The sequence below is a fragment of the Burkholderia sp. BCC1640 genome, from assembly GCF_902833125.1.
GTDB lineage: Bacteria > Pseudomonadota > Gammaproteobacteria > Burkholderiales > Burkholderiaceae > Burkholderia > Burkholderia diffusa.
In genome coordinates, this window is sequence record NZ_CADFEF010000009.1 from 114,856 (window position 1) to 131,509 (window position 16,654).

A 16,654-nucleotide genomic window follows, 5' to 3' on the forward strand; every position below is an offset into this window, starting at 1 on the left:
GCAAAAGAAAACGCCGCCGTCCGGATATCCCGGGCGGCGGCGTTTTTTCGTGGCCGGCACGAGGCCGGCCATGCCGGTCGCGTTACTTCTTGCGTTGCGGCGGCAGGTCCGTGCAGACGCCTTCGTACAGCTCGGCGGCCATGCCGACCGATTCGCCGAGCGTCGGGTGCGGATGGATCGTCTTGCCGATGTCTTCCGCGTCGGCGCCCATCTCGACGGCGAGACACACTTCGCTGATCAGGTCGCCCGCGTTCAGGCCGACGATACCGCCGCCGATCACGCGATGGGTTTCCTCGTCGAAGATCAGCTTCGTGAAGCCTTCGTCGCGGCCGTTCGCGATCGCGCGGCCCGATGCGGCCCACGGGAACACGGCCTTGCCGTACTTGATGCCTTCGGCCTTGCACTGGTCTTCCGTCTTACCGGCCCAGGCCACTTCCGGATCCGTGTACGCCACCGACGGGATCTGCAGCGCGTCGAAGTACGCCTTCTCGCCGTGTGCAGCTTCCGCAGCAACGTGGCCTTCATGCACGGCCTTGTGCGCGAGCATCGGCTGACCGACGATGTCGCCGATCGCGAAGATGTGCGGGACGTTCGTGCGCATCTGCTTGTCGACGTCGATGAAGCCGCGGTCGGTGACCGCGACGCCGGCCTTGTCGGCACCGATCTTCTTGCCGTTCGGGCTGCGGCCCACCGCGACGAGCACGAGGTCGTAGCGCTGCGCTTCCGCCGGCGCCTTCTCGCCCTCGAACTTCACGTAGATGCCGTCTTCCTTCGCTTCCGCGCCGACCGTCTTGGTCTTCAGCATCACGTTGCCGAAGCGCTTCGCGTTGTACTTTTCCCAGACCTTCACGAGATCGCGGTCCGCGCCCATCATCAGGCCGTCCATCATTTCGACGACGTCGATCTCGGTGCCGAGCGTCGAGTACACCGTCGCCATTTCGAGGCCGATGATGCCGCCGCCGATCACGAGCATGCGCTTGGGCAGCTGACGCAGTTCGAGCGCGCCCGTCGAATCGACGACGCGCGGGTCTTCCGGCATGAACGGCAGCTTCACTGCCTGCGAGCCGGCGGCGATGATCGCCTGCTTGAACTTGACGACCTTCTTGCCGTTTTCGCCCTGCACTTCCATGTGATACGGATCGACGAATGCGCCGACGCCGGTGACCACTTCGACCTTGCGCGCCTTCGCCATGCCGGCGAGGCCCGTCGTCAGCTTCTTGACGACGCCGCCCTTGAAGTCGCGCAGCTTGTCGAGATCGACCTGCGGCTTGCCGAACGAGATGCCGTGCGCCGCGAGCGCTTCGGCTTCCTCGACGACGAGCGCCGTGTGCAGCAGTGCCTTCGACGGAATGCAACCGACGTTCAGGCAGACGCCGCCGAGCGTCGAGTAGCGTTCGACCAGCACCGTCTTCATGCCGAGGTCGGCTGCGCGGAACGCGGCCGAATAGCCGCCGGGGCCGGCGCCGAGCACGAGCATGTCGCACTCGATGTCGGCTGAGCCGCCGTAGCTGCCGGCTTGCGGCGCGGGTGCCGGAGCGGCGGCGGGCGCAGCGGCCGGAGCCGGTGCTGCGGCCTTCGCGGGTTCGGCTGCTTTCGCCGGAGCGGCGGCGCCTGCCGAAGCTTCGACGATGGCGATGACCGTGCCTTGCGAGACTTGCTCGCCGGCCTTGACCTTGACTTCCTTGACCGTGCCGGCGACGTCGCTGGGCACTTCCATGGAGGCCTTGTCCGATTCGAGCGTGATGAGCGTTTGCTCTTTTTCGATCACGTCGCCCGGCTTCACGTTGACTTCGATGACATCGACGCCGCTGAAATCGCCGATATCCGGAACCTTGACTTCGATGAGACTCATTACTGTCCCCTTCTTGATTAGCTGCAGACAGAGAGGGAGCCGCTCGCGGAAGAACTACGGCCTGACAAGAGAACGCACACTTGGGCAGGACCACCTTTGCCGTCCGCCCAAGGACGCGCCTTTCTTTTGGTTACTTTTCTTTGGAAGACAAAGAAAAGTGACCGCCGCCCCGCGCAGGGGCGACGCTAGCAGACCGTCAAGAAAGCCAGTTCAACGACAGGGCGTGGATCACCGAAAGAAAACCCACGCCCCGCGAGCACGCTCCCCGCTCATCAAAGAATGATGCGACGGAAATCGGCAAGCAACGCACCGAGATACGCATTGAACCGCGCGGCTTCCGCGCCATCGATGACACGATGGTCATACGACAGCGACAGCGGCAGCGTCAGACGCGGCACGAACTGCTTGCCGTCCCACACCGGCTTCATCTGACCGCGCGACAACCCGAGGATCGCGACTTCCGGCGCATTGATGATCGGCGTGAAGTTGGTGCCGCCGATGCCGCCGAGCGACGAGATCGAGAAGCAGCCACCCTGCATCTGGTCCGGCTTCAGCTTGCCGTCGCGTGCGGCCTTCGACAGCTCGGCCATTTCCTTCGCGATGTCGACGAGGCCCTTCTTGTCTGCGTCGCGGATCACCGGCACGACGAGACCGTTCGGCGTGTCCGCGGCGAAACCGATGTGGTAGTACTGCTTGAACACCAGGTTGTCGCCGTCGAGGCTCGCGTTGAAGGTCGGGAACTTCTTCAGCGCCGCGACGACCGCCTTGATCACGAATGCGAGCATCGTGAACTTCACGCCGGCCTTCTCGTGCTCCTTGTTCAGCTGCACGCGCAGCGCTTCGAGCTCGGTGATGTCCGCTTCGTCGTTGTTCGTGACGTGCGGGATCATCACCCAGTTGCGATGCAGGTTCGCGCCCGAGATCTTCTTGATGCGCGACAGCGGCTTCGCCTCGAACGGACCGAACTTCGCGAAGTCGACCTTCGGCCACGGCAGCAGGTTCAGCTCGCCGCCGCCTGCCGGCGCGGCTGCCGCGCCCGGCGCTGCGCGCTGGCCCGTCATCACGCCCTTCACGAAGCCCGTGATGTCTTCCTTCGTGATACGGCCCTTCGGACCGCTACCCTGCACGCGTGCGACTTCGACGCCGAGTTCGCGCGCGAACTTGCGCACGGACGGCGATGCGTGGCTCGCGCGATACTCGCCCGACGGTGCGGCGGCCGGCGCGGCAGCAGCCGGAGCCGGCGCGGCCTTCGCGGGGGCCGGTGCGGCGGCGGGTGCCGGCGCGGCAGCGGCCGGTGCCGGTGCGCTCGCTTGCGGCGCGGCGGCCGGCGCGGCGCCGGCAGCGTCGAGCAGCACGATCAGCGTGCCTTCCGACACCGAATCGCCCACCTTGACCTTGATTTCCTTCACGACGCCGGCGGCCGGGCTCGGCACGTCCATCGTCGCCTTGTCCGATTCGAGCGTGACGAGCGACTGCTCCTTCTCGACCGTGTCGCCGACCTTCACGCCGATTTCGATCACCGGGACGTCCTTGTAGTCGCCGATGTCGGGCACCTTCACCTCGAGCGTGCCGCCCGACGCAGCGGGAGCGGCAGCCGGCGCGGCTGCGGCCGGTGCCGGCGCTGCCGCCGGAGCCGGCGCTGCTGCCGGCGCGGCCGCGCCGTTCACCTGCGCCGCGGCGCCGCCTTCGAGCAGGATGATCAGCGAGCCTTCCGATACGGAATCGCCCACCTTGATCTTCACTTCCTTGACCGTGCCGGCTGCCGGGCTCGGGACGTCCATCGTCGCCTTGTCCGACTCGAGCGTGACGAGCGACTGCTCGGGCTCGACCGTGTCGCCCACCTTCACGAGCACCTCGATGACGGGCACGTCCTTGTAATCGCCGATATCCGGCACCTTCACTTCGATCGCTTGACTCATCTTTTTGTGTCTCCATGGCCGCGCGCGCCCCTCCCGGAAGCGGCGCGCGGCATCACACGGCGCGTGTGCGTTAAACGGTCATCGGGTTGGGCTTCGACGGATCGAGGTTGTACTTGGCAATCGCGTCCGCGACCACCTTGCGCTCGATCGTGCCTTCGTCGGCCAGCGCGTTCAGCGCGGCGACGGTGACCCAGTGACGGTCGACTTCGAAGAAGTGACGCAGCTTCTCGCGGGTGTCCGAACGACCGAAGCCGTCCGTGCCCAGCACGACGAAGCGGCGATCGATCTGGCCGCGGATCTGGTCGACCAGCGCGCGCACGTAGTCGGTCGATGCGATGACCGGGCCTTGCGTGTCCTTCAGACACTTCTGCACGTGCGACAGGCGACGCTCTTCGGTCGGATGGAGCAGATTCCAGCGCTCGATTTCGTGACCTTCACGCGCGAGTTCGGTGAAGCTCGGCACGCTCCACAGGTCGGCCGCGACGCCCCAGTCGTTCTTCAGCAGGTCGGCGGCGGCGATCACTTCGTTGAAGATCGTGCCCGCGCCGAGCAGCTGCACGCGCGGCGCCTTCTGGTCGGCGTCCGCCTTCTTGAACGCGTACATGCCCTTGATGATGTCGGCCGCCACGTGCTCGCCCTGCGGAATCGCCGGGTGCTCGTAGTTCTCGTTCATCACCGTGATGTAGTAGTACACGTCTTCCTGGTCCTGCACCATGCGGCGCAGACCGTCCTGGATGATCACCGCGAGTTCGTAGCCGAACGTCGGGTCGTAGCTCACGCAGTTCGGCACCGATGCCGCCCACAGGAGCGAGTGACCGTCTTCGTGCTGCAGGCCTTCGCCGTTCAGCGTCGTGCGGCCCGCGGTGCCGCCGAGCAGGAAGCCGCGCGAGCGCATGTCGCCCGCCGCCCATGCCAGGTCGCCGATCCGCTGGAAGCCGAACATCGAATAGAAGATGTAGAACGGCACCATGATCTCGCCGTGCGTCGAATACGACGTCGCCGCCGCGATCCAGTCGCACATGCCGCCCGCTTCGTTGATGCCTTCCTGCAGGATCTGGCCGGTTTCCGATTCCTTGTAGAACATCAGCTGGTCGGAATCTTCCGGCACGTACTTCTGGCCTTCCTGGTTCCAGATACCGATCTGGCGGAACAGGCCTTCCATGCCGAACGTACGCGATTCGTCCGGGACGATCGGCACGACGCGCTTGCCCAGCGCCTTGTCCTTCAGCAGGATGTTCAGGATCCGCACGAACGCCATCGTCGTCGAGATCTCGCGGCCTTCGCCCGTGCCCTTCATCAGCGGCTCGAATGCGTCGAGCGCCGGCACCGGCAGCGACGTCGCCTTCTCGCGGCGATGCGGCAGGTAGCCGCCGAGGTCCATGCGCTTCTGGCGCATGTATTCGAGTTCTTTCGAACCTTCCTCGAACTTCAGGTACGGCACGTCGGCGATCTGCTCGTCGGTGATCGGCAGGCGGAACTGGTCACGGAACTTCTTCAGTTGCTCGACCGGCAGCTTCTTCTGCTGGTGCGTGATGTTCATCGCCTGGCCCGACTCGCCCATCCCGTAGCCCTTGATGGTCTTCGCGAGGATGACGGTCGGCGCGCCCTTCGTGTTGGTCGCTTCGTGGAATGCCGCGTAGATCTTGTGCGGATCGTGGCCGCCACGGTTCAGCGCCCAGATGTCGTCGTCCGACCAGTCGGCGACGAGCGCCTTCAGTTCAGGCGTGTTGAAGAAGTGCTCGCGTACGAACGCGCCCGACTCCGACTTGTACGTCTGGTATTCGCCGTCGACGACTTCCATCATGCGACGCATCAGCGCGCCCGTCTTGTCGCGTGCGAACAGCGCATCCCAGCGGCTGCCCCAGATGACCTTGATCACGTTCCAGCCGGCGCCGCGGAATTCCGATTCCAGTTCCTGGATGATCTTGCCGTTGCCGCGCACCGGGCCGTCGAGACGCTGCAGGTTGCAGTTGATCACGAACACGAGGTTGTCGAGCTTCTCGCGGCTCGCCATGCCGATCGCGCCGAGCGATTCCGGCTCGTCCGTCTCGCCGTCGCCGAGGAACGCCCAGACCTTGCGGCCGGCGGTCTTCGCGATGCCGCGCGATTCCAGGTACTTCATGAAGCGTGCCTGGTAGATCGCCATGATCGGGCCGAGACCCATCGACACGGTCGGGAACTGCCAGAAGTCCGGCATCAGCCACGGGTGCGGGTATGACGAGATGCCCTTGCCGTCGACTTCCTGGCGGAAGCTGTCGAGCTGCTCTTCCGACAGGCGGCCGAGCAGGAACGCGCGCGAGTACACGCCCGGCGACGAGTGGCCCTGCACGAACACGAGATCGCCGCCGTGCTGGTCCGACGCCGCGTGCCAGAAGTGGTTGTAGCCGACGTCATAGAGCGTCGCGGCCGATGCGAACGACGCGATGTGGCCGCCGACGTTCGTGTCCTTGCCTGCGCGCAGCACCATCGCCAGCGCGTTCCAGCGCGTGTACGAACGGATGCGGTGCTCGACGTCCTGGTCGCCCGGAATCTTCGCCTGGGCTTCGACCGGGATCGTGTTGATGTACGGGGTGTTGGCGGAGAACGGCAGGTGTTCGCCGTGCATGCGGGCGAATTCGATCTGTTTTTCGATCAGGTAGTGCGCGCGGCCCGTGCCCACGGAGGAGATCACGCCGTCGAGCGACTCGAGCCATTCAACGGTTTCTTGCGGGTCGTCGTCACGATCGGCGGCGACATATTTCATCACTTCGTTCGGTACAGCGGACATTCTCGTCTCCTGGGTCCTGGAATGTGAGGATCGCTCTCGTGCAGACGACGCGACGCGGCCGGCTGCGGGCAAGCTCCGACGGATTGTAATGATCGTGCACGGCCACGCGCAACAAAATTTTCGAATTGTGAGATCTTTTCTCGCAATGCGGAATATTGCTGCGCTGCACCCTCGTTTCGGGCCTCTCCGGCACGCGCCGCGAGCACAAATCCGTTTCCGTTCAACATATCCGGTATGGGTTTTCCATGTATTGCGCTGCGCTACAATCCTGCCATGTTGACCGATCGGCTTTTCGCACGCTCGGCGCGACCGTCGGGCCCGCCGGCGGAGTCGCAGCCGTCCCGCTGGCACCACGGACCGTGGTGGTCCAACTCCTATTTGCTGACGCCGCTGCTGTCGATCCTCGTGTTCCTCGTGGTGATGAGCCTGATTCTATGGAGCCTCAATCGCCGCGAACAGCAGCAGCAGGAAGACACCCTGTTCCGTAACGTCGCCTGGGCGCAGCAGCAGATCCGCCTGTCGATGACGGGCGCGCAGGAGCAGCTGCAGGCGCTGTCGCGCGATCTCGCGTCCGGCCGTCTCGACCAGAACGCATTCCAGATGGCCGTCGCGGACGTGATGCAGACGCATCCGGAAATCCTCTATCTGAACTGGTACACCGCGCCCGGCGTGCAGCGCTGGCCGACCGTGCACCCGCCGCTGCTCGGCCAGCGGCTCGCGAAGCCCGGCGACGCGCAGATGCAGGACGCCGTGCGCGGCGCGTACGACGAGGCGCGCAGCACGCGCCGCCAGGCCTATTCGCCGCTGATCTACGACGACTTCGGCAACGGCTTCATCACGCTGCAGACGCCCGTGATGCGCGGCGACCGCGAATATCTCGGCTCGATCGCCGCGGTGTTCTCGGTCGAAGGGATCCTGAAGCACGACATCCCGCAGGAGCTGTCGTCGAAGTACAAGATCTCGATCACCGACTCGAACAACCGCGAGCTGTCGTCCACGTCGACGCGCCCGCGCCTGCCGCGCGACTCCCACTACGACCTGCCGCTCGATCCGCCCGGCCAAGGGCTGACCGTGCGCGTGTACGCATTCCCGCAGCTCACGAACCTGACCAACAACACGCTCGTGTGGCTGGTCGCCGGCCTGTCGTGCTTCGTGCTGTGGAGCCTCTGGAGCCTGTGGAAGCACACGCGCCAGCGCTTCGAGGCGCAGCAGGCGCTGTACGCGGAAGCCTTCTTCCGCCGCGCGATGGAAAACTCGGTGCTGATCGGCATGCGCGTGCTCGACATGCACGGCCGCATCACGCACGTGAACCCCGCGTTCTGCCGGATGACGGGCTGGGACGAGACCGACCTCGTCGGCAAGGTCGCGCCGTTCCCGTACTGGCCGCGCGACGCCTACCCCGAAATGCAGCGCCAGCTCGACATGACGCTGCGCGGCAAGGCGCCGAGTTCGGGCTTCGAGCTGCGCGTGCGGCGCAAGAACGGCACGCTGTTCCATGCGCGCCTCTACGTGTCGCCGCTGATCGACAGCTCGGGCCGCCAGACCGGCTGGATGTCGTCGATGACCGACATCACCGAGCCGAAGCGCGCGCGCGAGGAACTCGCGGCCGCGCACGAGCGCTTCACGACGGTGCTCGAAAGCCTCGACGCCGCCGTGTCGGTGCTCGCCGCCGACGAAGCCGAGCTGCTGTTCGCGAACCGCTACTACCGCCATCTGTTCGGGATCCGCCCGGACGGCCACCTGGAGCTGTCCGGCGGCGGCTTCGACCGCGCGCAGGCGTCGTCCGACTCGATCGACATGGTCGACGCGTTCGCGGGCCTGCCGGCCGCCGCGCTGACGAGCAGCACGGCCGACGCGCAGGAGGTGTACGTCGAGAGCATCCAGAAGTGGTTCGAGGTGCGCCGCCAGTACATCCAGTGGGTGGACGGCCACCTCGCGCAGATGCAGATCGCGACCGACATCACGACCCGCAAGAAGGCGCAGGAACTCGCGCACCAGCAGGAAGAGAAGCTGCAGTTCACGAGCCGATTGATGACGATGGGTGAAATGGCGTCGTCGATTGCTCACGAATTGAACCAGCCGCTCGCCGCGATCAACAACTACTGCTCGGGCACGCTCGCGCTCGTGAAGAGCGGCCGCGGCACGCCCGAAACGCTGCAGCCCGCGCTGGAAAAGACCGCGCAGCAGGCGCTGCGCGCGGGGATGATCGTCAAGCGGATCCGCGAATTCGTGAAGCGCAGCGAGCCGAAGCGCCAGCCGGCGCGGGTCGCGGACATCGTCGCCGACGCGGTCGGGCTCGCCGAAATCGAGGCCAGGAAGCGCAGGATCCGGATCGTCACGGAAATCCTCGCAAGAATGCCTATTATTTATGTCGACCCCGTGCTGATCGAGCAGGTGCTCGTGAACCTGATGAAGAACGCGGCCGAGGCGATGGCCGACGTGAAGCCGGCGTCGGCGGACGGCGTGATCCGCGTCGTCGCCGACATCGACGCGGGTTTCGTCGACATCCGCGTGATCGACCAGGGTCCGGGCGTGGACGAAGCGACCGCCGAACGCCTGTTCGAACCGTTTTACAGCACCAAGTCCGACGGCATGGGCATGGGGCTGAACATCTGCCGTTCGATCATCGAATCGCATCGGGGGCGTCTGTGGGTGGTCAACAATGTCGAACCGGACGGCCGCATTTCCGGCGCGACATTCCACTGCAGCCTGCCCATTGGGGAACCCGCTGATCTCGGCCAAGGGGGGCGCGAGGCATCGGCATCACATACCGTTACGGGAGAACTATGAATAGCCCTGTCACCACCACTCAGGAAACTGTCTTCGTCGTCGACGACGACGAGGCCGTACGGGACTCGCTGCGCTGGCTGCTGGAGGCGAACGGCTATCGCGTGCAATGCTTCTCGAGCGCCGAGCAGTTCCTCGATGCCTATCAGCCGGCGCAGCAGGCCGGCCAGATCGCCTGCCTGATCCTCGACGTGCGGATGTCGGGCATGAGCGGCCTCGAACTGCAGGAACGCCTGATCGCGGACAACGCCGCGCTGCCGATCATCTTCGTCACGGGCCACGGCGACGTGCCGATGGCGGTGTCGACGATGAAAAAGGGTGCGATGGACTTTATCGAGAAACCGTTCGACGAGGCCGAGCTGCGCAAGCTCGTCGAGCGGATGCTCGACAAGGCCCGAAGCGAAAGCAAGAGCGTCCAGGAACAGCGCGCCGCGAGCGAGCGCCTGTCGAAGCTGACCGCGCGCGAGCAGCAGGTGCTCGAGCGGATCATCGCCGGCCGCCTGAACAAGCAGATCGCCGACGATCTCGGGATCAGCATCAAGACGGTCGAAGCGCACCGCGCGAACATCATGGAAAAGCTCAACGTCAACACGGTCGCCGATCTGCTGCGCCTCGCGCTGTCGAAGAAGCAGGCCTGAACGTCGCGCGCGGCCGCGGGGCACCTGCCCGGCCGGCCGCACCGTCACCCTGCCGCGCCGTGCGATGCGGCCCACTCGCGCGGCGCGGCCCGGCGCTTCCTCCCGGCGCGCCGGCACCGCCGCCATGACGCTTTCCTTGTATTCGCTGTCGGACGACGGCAGGCGACCGGTATAATTGCGTGTTTTGCTGCGGCGCTTCGCGCGCCGCACGCCCGCATTCCAACTTCCCGGCAGGACCACCACCATGACAGCCCTCCTCATCGACGGCAACGCCCTCTCGAAGACCTTGCGCGCGCAGGCCGCCGAACGCGCCGCCGCCCTGACCGCACGCGGCCACCAGCCCGGTCTCGCGGTGATCCTCGTCGGCGCCAACCCGGCGAGCGAAGTCTACGTGCGCAACAAGATCAAGGCGTGCGAGGACAACGGTTTCTTCTCGCTGAAGGATGCGTACCCGGACACTCTGTCGGAAGCCGACCTGCTGGCGCGCATCGACGAACTGAACCGCGACCCGAAGATCCACGGCATCCTGGTCCAGCTGCCGCTGCCGAAGCACATCGACAGCCACAAGGTGATCGAGGCGATCGCGCCGGAGAAGGATGTCGACGGCTTCCACGTCGCGAACGCCGGCGCGCTGATGACGGGCAAGCCGCTGTTCCGCCCGTGCACGCCGTACGGGGTGATGAAGATGTTCGAAGCACATGACATCCCGCTGCAAGGCGCGAACGCCGTCGTGATCGGCCGCTCGAACATCGTCGGCAAGCCGATGGCGATGCTGCTGCTCGAAGCCGGCGCGACCGTGACGATCTGCCACAGCAAGACCCGCGACCTCGCCACGCACACGCGTCAGGCCGACGTCGTGGTCGCCGCGGTCGGCAAGCGCAACATCCTGACGGCCGACATGGTCAAGCCCGGCGCGACGGTGATCGACGTCGGCATGAACCGCGACGACGCGGGCAAGCTGTGCGGCGACGTCGACTTCGCCGGCGTGAAGGAAGTCGCCGGTCACATCACGCCGGTGCCGGGCGGTGTCGGCCCGATGACCATCACGATGCTGCTGATCAACACGATCGAAGCCGCCGAGCGCGCCGCCGCGGCCGCCTGATCGCAACGCGATCGCCCCTGCCCGCCCAGCCGGCGCGCATTCGTGCGCCGGCGTCTGGCCGGCCGCCGTCGCGGCCGCGCCGTTGCACCAAACTCCCCCGTATCCGACCCCGCACCGAGCGCAACCAATCGCGTCGTTAGAAACTAACGATTGGAAAGCGCGCGATGCGCCCCAATAATGTCGGTATCGGGCGCCGCCGCATCGCGCCTCACCCTTTTCACTCCGGTTCATCCGGCAACAGACAGGGAGTCTTAATGTCCGCCAGCGCCAACACCAATCCGCTCCTCGATTTCTCCGGCCTGCCCCGCTTCGGCGAGATTCGTCCGGAACACGTGACGCCCGCGCTCGACACGCTGCTCGATGCCGCCAACCGCGCGGTCGACACCGCGAGCGCACCGGCGACGCCGGCGACGTGGGCCGCGATCGTCGAGACGGTCGAGCAGGCGACGGAACCGCTCGGGCGTGCATGGGGCGTCGTCGGCCACTTGAACGCGGTCGCCGATACGCCGGAGTTGCGCGCCGCCTACGGCGAAAACCTGCCGCGCGTGACCGAGTTCTGGTCGAGCGTCGGCCAGAACCTCGCGCTGTACGAGAAGTACAAGGCGATCGCCGCGAGCGCCGAATACGCGACGCTGTCCGTCGAACGCAAGAAGATCCTCGACAACGCGCTGCGCGATTTCCGCCTGTCGGGCGCCGAGTTGCCCGAGGACCAGAAGCCGCGCTTCGCGGAACTGCAGGAGCAGCAGGCTGCGCTGTCGAAGGCGTTCTCCGACCACGTGCTCGACGCGACCAACGCGTATGCGTATTTCGCGCACGACGAAGCCGAGCTGGCCGGCCTGCCGGGCGACGCGATCGAAGCGGCCCGCGAAGCCGCGCAAAAGGAAGGCAAGGAAGGCTGGAAGTTCACACTGCACTTCCCGTCCTACTTCCCGGTGCTGCAGTACGCCGAGAACCGCGCGATGCGCGAGACGCTGTACCGCGCGTATGCAACCCGCGCATCGGAACTCGGCCCGCAGTACGGCGGCGGCAAGGCCGAGTGGGACAACACGGCGATCGTCGCCGACGAACTGAAGCTGCGCCGCGAAGAAGCGCAGATGCTCGGCTACCGCAACTTCGCCGAAGTGTCGCTCGCGCCGAAGATGGCCGAATCGCCGCAGCAGGTGATCGCGTTCCTCGAGGATCTCGCGACGCGCGCGCGCCCGCACGCTGACAAGGATTGGGACGAACTGCGCGCGTTCGCCGCGAAGGAACTCGGTCTGGCCGAGCTCGCGCCGTGGGACGTCGCGTTCGCGGCCGAGCGGCTGCGCCAGCAGCGCTACGCGTTCTCGGAAAACGAGGTCAAGCAGTATTTCCCGGAACCGGCCGTGCTGAAGGGCCTGTTCACCGTCACCGAAACGCTGTTCGGCGTGCGGATCAAGCCGGACGACGCACCGGTGTGGCACAAGGACGTGCGCTTCTTCCGCGTGGAAAACCGCGACGGCTCGCTCGTCGCGCAGTTCTATCTCGACCTGTATGCACGCGAAGGCAAGCGCGGCGGCGCGTGGATGGACGATGCACGTGCGCGCGCGAAACGCGGCAACGCCGTGCAGACGCCGGTCGCGTATCTGACCTGCAACTTCTCGGCACCGGTCGGCGGCAAGCCTGCATGCTTCACGCACGACGAAGTCATCACGCTGTTCCATGAATTTGGCCACGGGCTGCATCACATGCTCACGCGCGTCGACGAACTCGGCGTGTCGGGCATCAACGGCGTCGAATGGGATGCGGTCGAACTGCCGTCGCAGTTCATGGAAAACTTCTGCTGGGAATGGGACGTGCTGTCGTCGATGTCGTCGCACGTCGATACGGGCGCCACGCTGCCGCGCGAGCTGTTCGACAAGATGATCGCCGCGAAGAACTTCCAGAGCGGCCTCGGCACGCTCCGCCAGATCGTGTTCTCGATGTTCGACATGCTGCTGCACGTCGACTTCGACCCGGCCGGCACGACCGGCGTGAACGCATTCGCGCGCGAGATCAACGAGCGCTACCACGTGATCCCGCAGGCCGCGTTCTCGCGCTGGCCGAACACGTTCAGCCACATCTTCGCGGGCGGCTATGCGGCCGGCTATTACAGCTACAAGTGGGCGGAGGTGCTGTCGGCCGACGCGTATGCGGCGTTCGAGGAAGCGGCTGCCGCAAGCGGCAGCGTGCTCGACGCGGCAACCGGCACGCGCTATCGCCGCGAGATCCTCGAAGTCGGCGGCAGCCGGCCGGCGATGGATTCGTTCAAGGCGTTCCGCGGCCGCGAGCCGGAAATCGACGCGCTGCTGCGCCACAACGGGATGGCTTCCCCCGCGCACTGAGCATGCGCTGCCCGGCTCGTCCGGCAGCATCGAAAGGCACCGCTTCGGCGGTGCCTTTTTTCATGGTGCCGGCGTTTCGCCGCCGGCTTCGTCCGTGTTGCCGGTGTTGCGGTCGGCCTCGTCGTCGAACAGCGAAAACTGCCCGTGACGCTCGGCCGTATCCTCGTCGATGCGCACGCCGACGCCGAGCAGCCGCACGGCCTGCGCGCGCCGCTGCAGCCCCTTCGCGAGCAGCGTGACGGCCGTTTGCGCATTCGTCGCGTCGGCCACGCACTCGACCGTCGTGCGCTGGAAATCGGCGAAGCGGATCTTCACGTACAGCTTGCGGATCGCACGGGCCGCGCCCGCGCGCGCGATGCGCGCGTCGAGCTGCACGACCAGGCGGCGGATCTCGTCCGCGCATTGCTCGAGCGTCGTCAGGTCGGTCACGTAGGTCGTCTCGACGCTGACCGACTTGCGCTCCTGATCGGCCTGCACCGGCCGCTCGTCGATTCCGCGCGCCAGCTGGTACAGCCGCCGGCCGAACGCGCCGAATTCGCGATGCAGATCGATCAGCGACCAGTCGCGCAGCTGCGCGCAGGTCTGGATGCCGAGCCGGTCGAGCCGCGTGGCCGTCACCTGGCCGACGCCGTGCAGCTTGCGCACCGGCAACGCCGCGACGAATGCATCGACCTCATGCGGGCGCACGACGAACAGGCCGTCGGGCTTGTTCCAGTCGGACGCGATTTTCGCGATGAACTTGTTCGGCGCGACGCCCGCCGACACCGTCACGCCGACCGTGTCGTACACGCGCTGGCGAATCTCCCGCGCAATCAGCGTCGCGCTGCCCTGACAAAGTTCGGAGCCGCTGACGTCGAGGTACGCCTCGTCGAGCGACAGCGGCTCGACGTCACGCGTGTAGTCGCGATAGATCGCCATGATCTGCCGCGACGCCGCGCGGTATTTATCCATCGCGGACGGCAGGATCAGCAGGTCCGGGCACTTGCGCATCGCCAGCGCCGACGACATCGCCGAATGCACGCCGTAGCGCCGCGCCTCGTAGTTGCAGGTCGCGATCACGCCGCGCTGGTCGGGCCGGCCGCCGACCGCGAGCGGCCGGTTGCGCAGCGACGGGTCGTCGCGCATCTCGACCGATGCGTAAAAGCAGTCGCAATCGCAATGGATGATCTTGCGCACGCGCGACGGCGCGTCGCCGGGTGGCGGCACGCGCGGATCGGCAGGCGGGATGATGGTCGGATTCACGGTGCCGATACTGTACAAAAACACAGTGGCCGTTTCAACTGTCGCGTGCTGTCGCGTTCGGTCGCCTCCACGCAGTTCCGGCACGTTCCGACCGGCCGCACCGTACCGGTCCGCTTCGCGCGGATCGTACCGCCGCGCGCAAGGACCGCCCCCTATACTCGTCTGCCACAGGTTACGAAACGCACGGGTGACGGATGAAGACGATCGGACTGATCGGCGGGATGAGCTGGGAATCGTCGGCGGAGTACTACCGGATGATCAATCGCCATTCGAAGGCGCTGCACGGCGGCCATCACAATGCGAAGAGCGTGCTGGTCACGGTGGATTTCGCTGAAATCGAAGCGCTGCAGCGCGCGCAGGACTGGGCCGCGCTCGGCGAGCGGATGGCCGATGCCGCGCGCCGGCTCGAAGCGGCCGGCGCCGACCTCATCGTGCTGACGACCAACACGATGCACCGCGTGCACGGCGCGATCGAGGCTGCGGTGGCGCTGCCGTTCCTGCACATCGCCGATCCGACCGGCGCTGCGCTGCGTGCAGCGGGCGTCGAGCGCGTCGCGCTGCTCGGCACGCGCTACACGATGGAACTGCCGTTCTACGCGGCGCGTCTGCGCGACAAATTCGGTCTCGACGTGCTGGTGCCGGACGAATCCGCGCGCAGCGACGTGCACCGGATCATCTACGACGAGCTGTGTCATGGCGTGATCGATGCAGGGTCGCGCGCGACCTACGTGGCCATCATCGACGAGCTGGCAACACGCGGCGCGCAGGCGGTTATACTCGGCTGCACGGAAATCACGCTGCTGATCGGTGCGGACGATTCGCCGCTGCCGGTGTTCGATACGACTGCGCTGCATGCGAAGGCGGCGGTCGAGTGGGCGGCGGGCTGAAAACAAAAAACCCGGCACGAGGCCGGGTTCCTGTCGACGAAGCGCGCATCGGTCACTTGCGCTGCACATCGTCTGGTGTGCTTGGTTGCGGGGGTAGGATTTGAACCTACGACCTTCGGGTTATGAGCCCGACGAGCTGCCAGACTGCTCCACCCCGCGTCAGAGAAATAAATTATAGGGTGATGAAGTACTCACGTCAACACTTTTGTCACAATTTCTTTGCAGGTCGTCGATAACGCAATGCATCGCGCCTGCTTCGCGTCGCGTGTCGCGCGCGTTCGCGCCCCTTGCTCGCGGTAAGATGGCGGCCTTCGCATTCACCCCGCACGCATTCCCGTTCATGAAAATCGCCACCTGGAACGTCAACTCGCTCAACGTCCGCAAACAGCACGTGCTCGACTGGCTCGCGCAAAGCGGAACCGACGTGCTGTGCCTGCAGGAACTGAAGCTGCCCGACGAGAAGTATCCGCGCGCCGATCTCGAGGCTGCCGGCTACCGCAGCTGGTTCACGGGCCAGAAGACCTACAACGGCGTCGCGATCCTCGTGCGCGACACGCTCGCCGTCGACGAATCGGACGTCGTGCGCAACATCCCCGGCTTCGACGATCCGCAGCAGCGCGTGATCGCCGTGACGGTCGACGGCGTGCGCATCGTGTCCGCCTATTTCCCGAACGGCCAGGCGCCCGACTCCGACAAGTTCGTCTACAAGATGCAGTGGCTCGACGCGCTGCATGCGTGGCTGAGCACCGAGATGCAGCGCTACCCGAAGCTCGCGCTGCTCGGCGACTACAACATCGCGCCGGAAGACCGCGACGTGCACGACCCGGCGAAATGGGAAGGCCAGAACCTCGTGTCGCCGCAGGAGCGTGCGCACTTCGCAAAGCTGATCGAACTCGGCTTCGTCGATGCATTCCGCCGTTTCGAACAGCCGGAGAAGACCTTCACGTGGTGGGACTACCGGATGTTCGCGTTCCGCCGCAACGCGGGGCTGCGTATCGACCACGTCCTGCTGTCGCCGGCGCTCGCCGCCACCTGCACGTCGTGCGAAGTCGACCGCGTGCCGCGCACGTGGGACCAGCCGTCCGACCACACGCCCGTCGTCGCGATCGTCGGCTGAG

General features: G+C 66.0%; 10 protein-coding genes and 1 tRNA gene. 6 read left to right on the top strand and 5 right to left on the bottom strand.

All coding sequences use genetic code 11. From position 1 onward, the window contains the following. Positions 1-82 precede the first annotated feature (82 nt). The 3 genes from lpdA to aceE form a co-directional block, all read right to left on the bottom strand. Positions 83-1,852: a dihydrolipoyl dehydrogenase gene (gene lpdA, locus HWX25_RS12535; RefSeq protein WP_175908675.1), complete on the bottom strand. Its 1,770-nt coding sequence runs from the start codon at positions 1,850-1,852 to the stop codon at positions 83-85. Positions 1,853-2,124: 272 nt separating this feature from the next. Next, a complete protein-coding gene (aceF, locus tag HWX25_RS12540) occupies positions 2,125-3,771 on the bottom strand; it encodes a dihydrolipoyllysine-residue acetyltransferase (protein ID WP_175908676.1) in 1,647 nt (548 codons plus the stop codon). Positions 3,772-3,841: 70 nt separating this feature from the next. After that, positions 3,842-6,538: a pyruvate dehydrogenase (acetyl-transferring), homodimeric type gene (gene aceE / locus HWX25_RS12545; protein ID WP_175908677.1), complete on the bottom strand. Its 2,697-nt coding sequence runs from the start codon at positions 6,536-6,538 to the stop codon at positions 3,842-3,844. A 273-nt stretch (positions 6,539-6,811) separates the two neighbouring features. On the opposite strand from aceE, the gene fixL reads away from it, so the two are divergent. From fixL to HWX25_RS12565, 4 genes are all read left to right on the top strand, one after another. Further along, the gene (fixL, locus tag HWX25_RS12550; RefSeq protein ID WP_059464201.1) at positions 6,812-9,328 is read left to right on the top strand and encodes an oxygen sensor histidine kinase FixL; all 2,517 of its coding nucleotides are present in this window, start codon (positions 6,812-6,814) and stop codon (positions 9,326-9,328) included. Beyond that, positions 9,325-9,963, top strand: a complete 639-nt coding sequence (gene fixJ, locus HWX25_RS12555) for an oxygen response regulator transcription factor FixJ (RefSeq protein WP_006493245.1) — start codon at positions 9,325-9,327, stop codon at positions 9,961-9,963. The genes fixL and fixJ overlap by 4 nt, the downstream gene beginning before the upstream one ends. 244 nt (positions 9,964-10,207) lie before the next feature. Continuing rightward, positions 10,208-11,065, top strand: coding sequence for a bifunctional methylenetetrahydrofolate dehydrogenase/methenyltetrahydrofolate cyclohydrolase FolD (gene folD / locus HWX25_RS12560; protein WP_175908678.1), 858 nt, complete (start codon positions 10,208-10,210; stop codon positions 11,063-11,065). A 254-nt stretch (positions 11,066-11,319) separates the two neighbouring features. Then, the gene (locus HWX25_RS12565; RefSeq protein ID WP_175908679.1) at positions 11,320-13,407 is read left to right on the top strand and encodes a M3 family metallopeptidase; all 2,088 of its coding nucleotides are present in this window, start codon (positions 11,320-11,322) and stop codon (positions 13,405-13,407) included. A gap of 60 nt (positions 13,408-13,467) precedes the next feature. Here the strand turns inward: HWX25_RS12565 and dinB are convergent, their stop codons facing one another. Beyond that, the gene (gene dinB, locus HWX25_RS12570) at positions 13,468-14,673 is read right to left on the bottom strand and encodes a DNA polymerase IV (RefSeq protein WP_175908680.1); all 1,206 of its coding nucleotides are present in this window, start codon (positions 14,671-14,673) and stop codon (positions 13,468-13,470) included. Between the two features lie 170 nt (positions 14,674-14,843). Here dinB and HWX25_RS12575 point away from each other — a divergent pair, with 170 nt between their 5' ends. Then, a complete protein-coding gene (locus HWX25_RS12575; protein WP_175908681.1) occupies positions 14,844-15,536 on the top strand; it encodes an aspartate/glutamate racemase family protein in 693 nt (230 codons plus the stop codon). An 82-nt stretch (positions 15,537-15,618) separates the two neighbouring features. On the opposite strand, the gene HWX25_RS12580 is transcribed toward HWX25_RS12575, so the two are convergent. Continuing rightward, a tRNA-Met gene (locus HWX25_RS12580) sits at positions 15,619-15,695 on the bottom strand. Between the two features lie 181 nt (positions 15,696-15,876). Here HWX25_RS12580 and xth point away from each other — a divergent pair. Beyond that, positions 15,877-16,653 (top strand): exodeoxyribonuclease III, encoded by a 777-nt coding sequence (gene xth, locus HWX25_RS12585; RefSeq protein ID WP_208456622.1) that lies wholly within the window; start codon positions 15,877-15,879, stop codon positions 16,651-16,653. The last annotated feature ends 1 nt before the right edge of the window (position 16,654 follow it).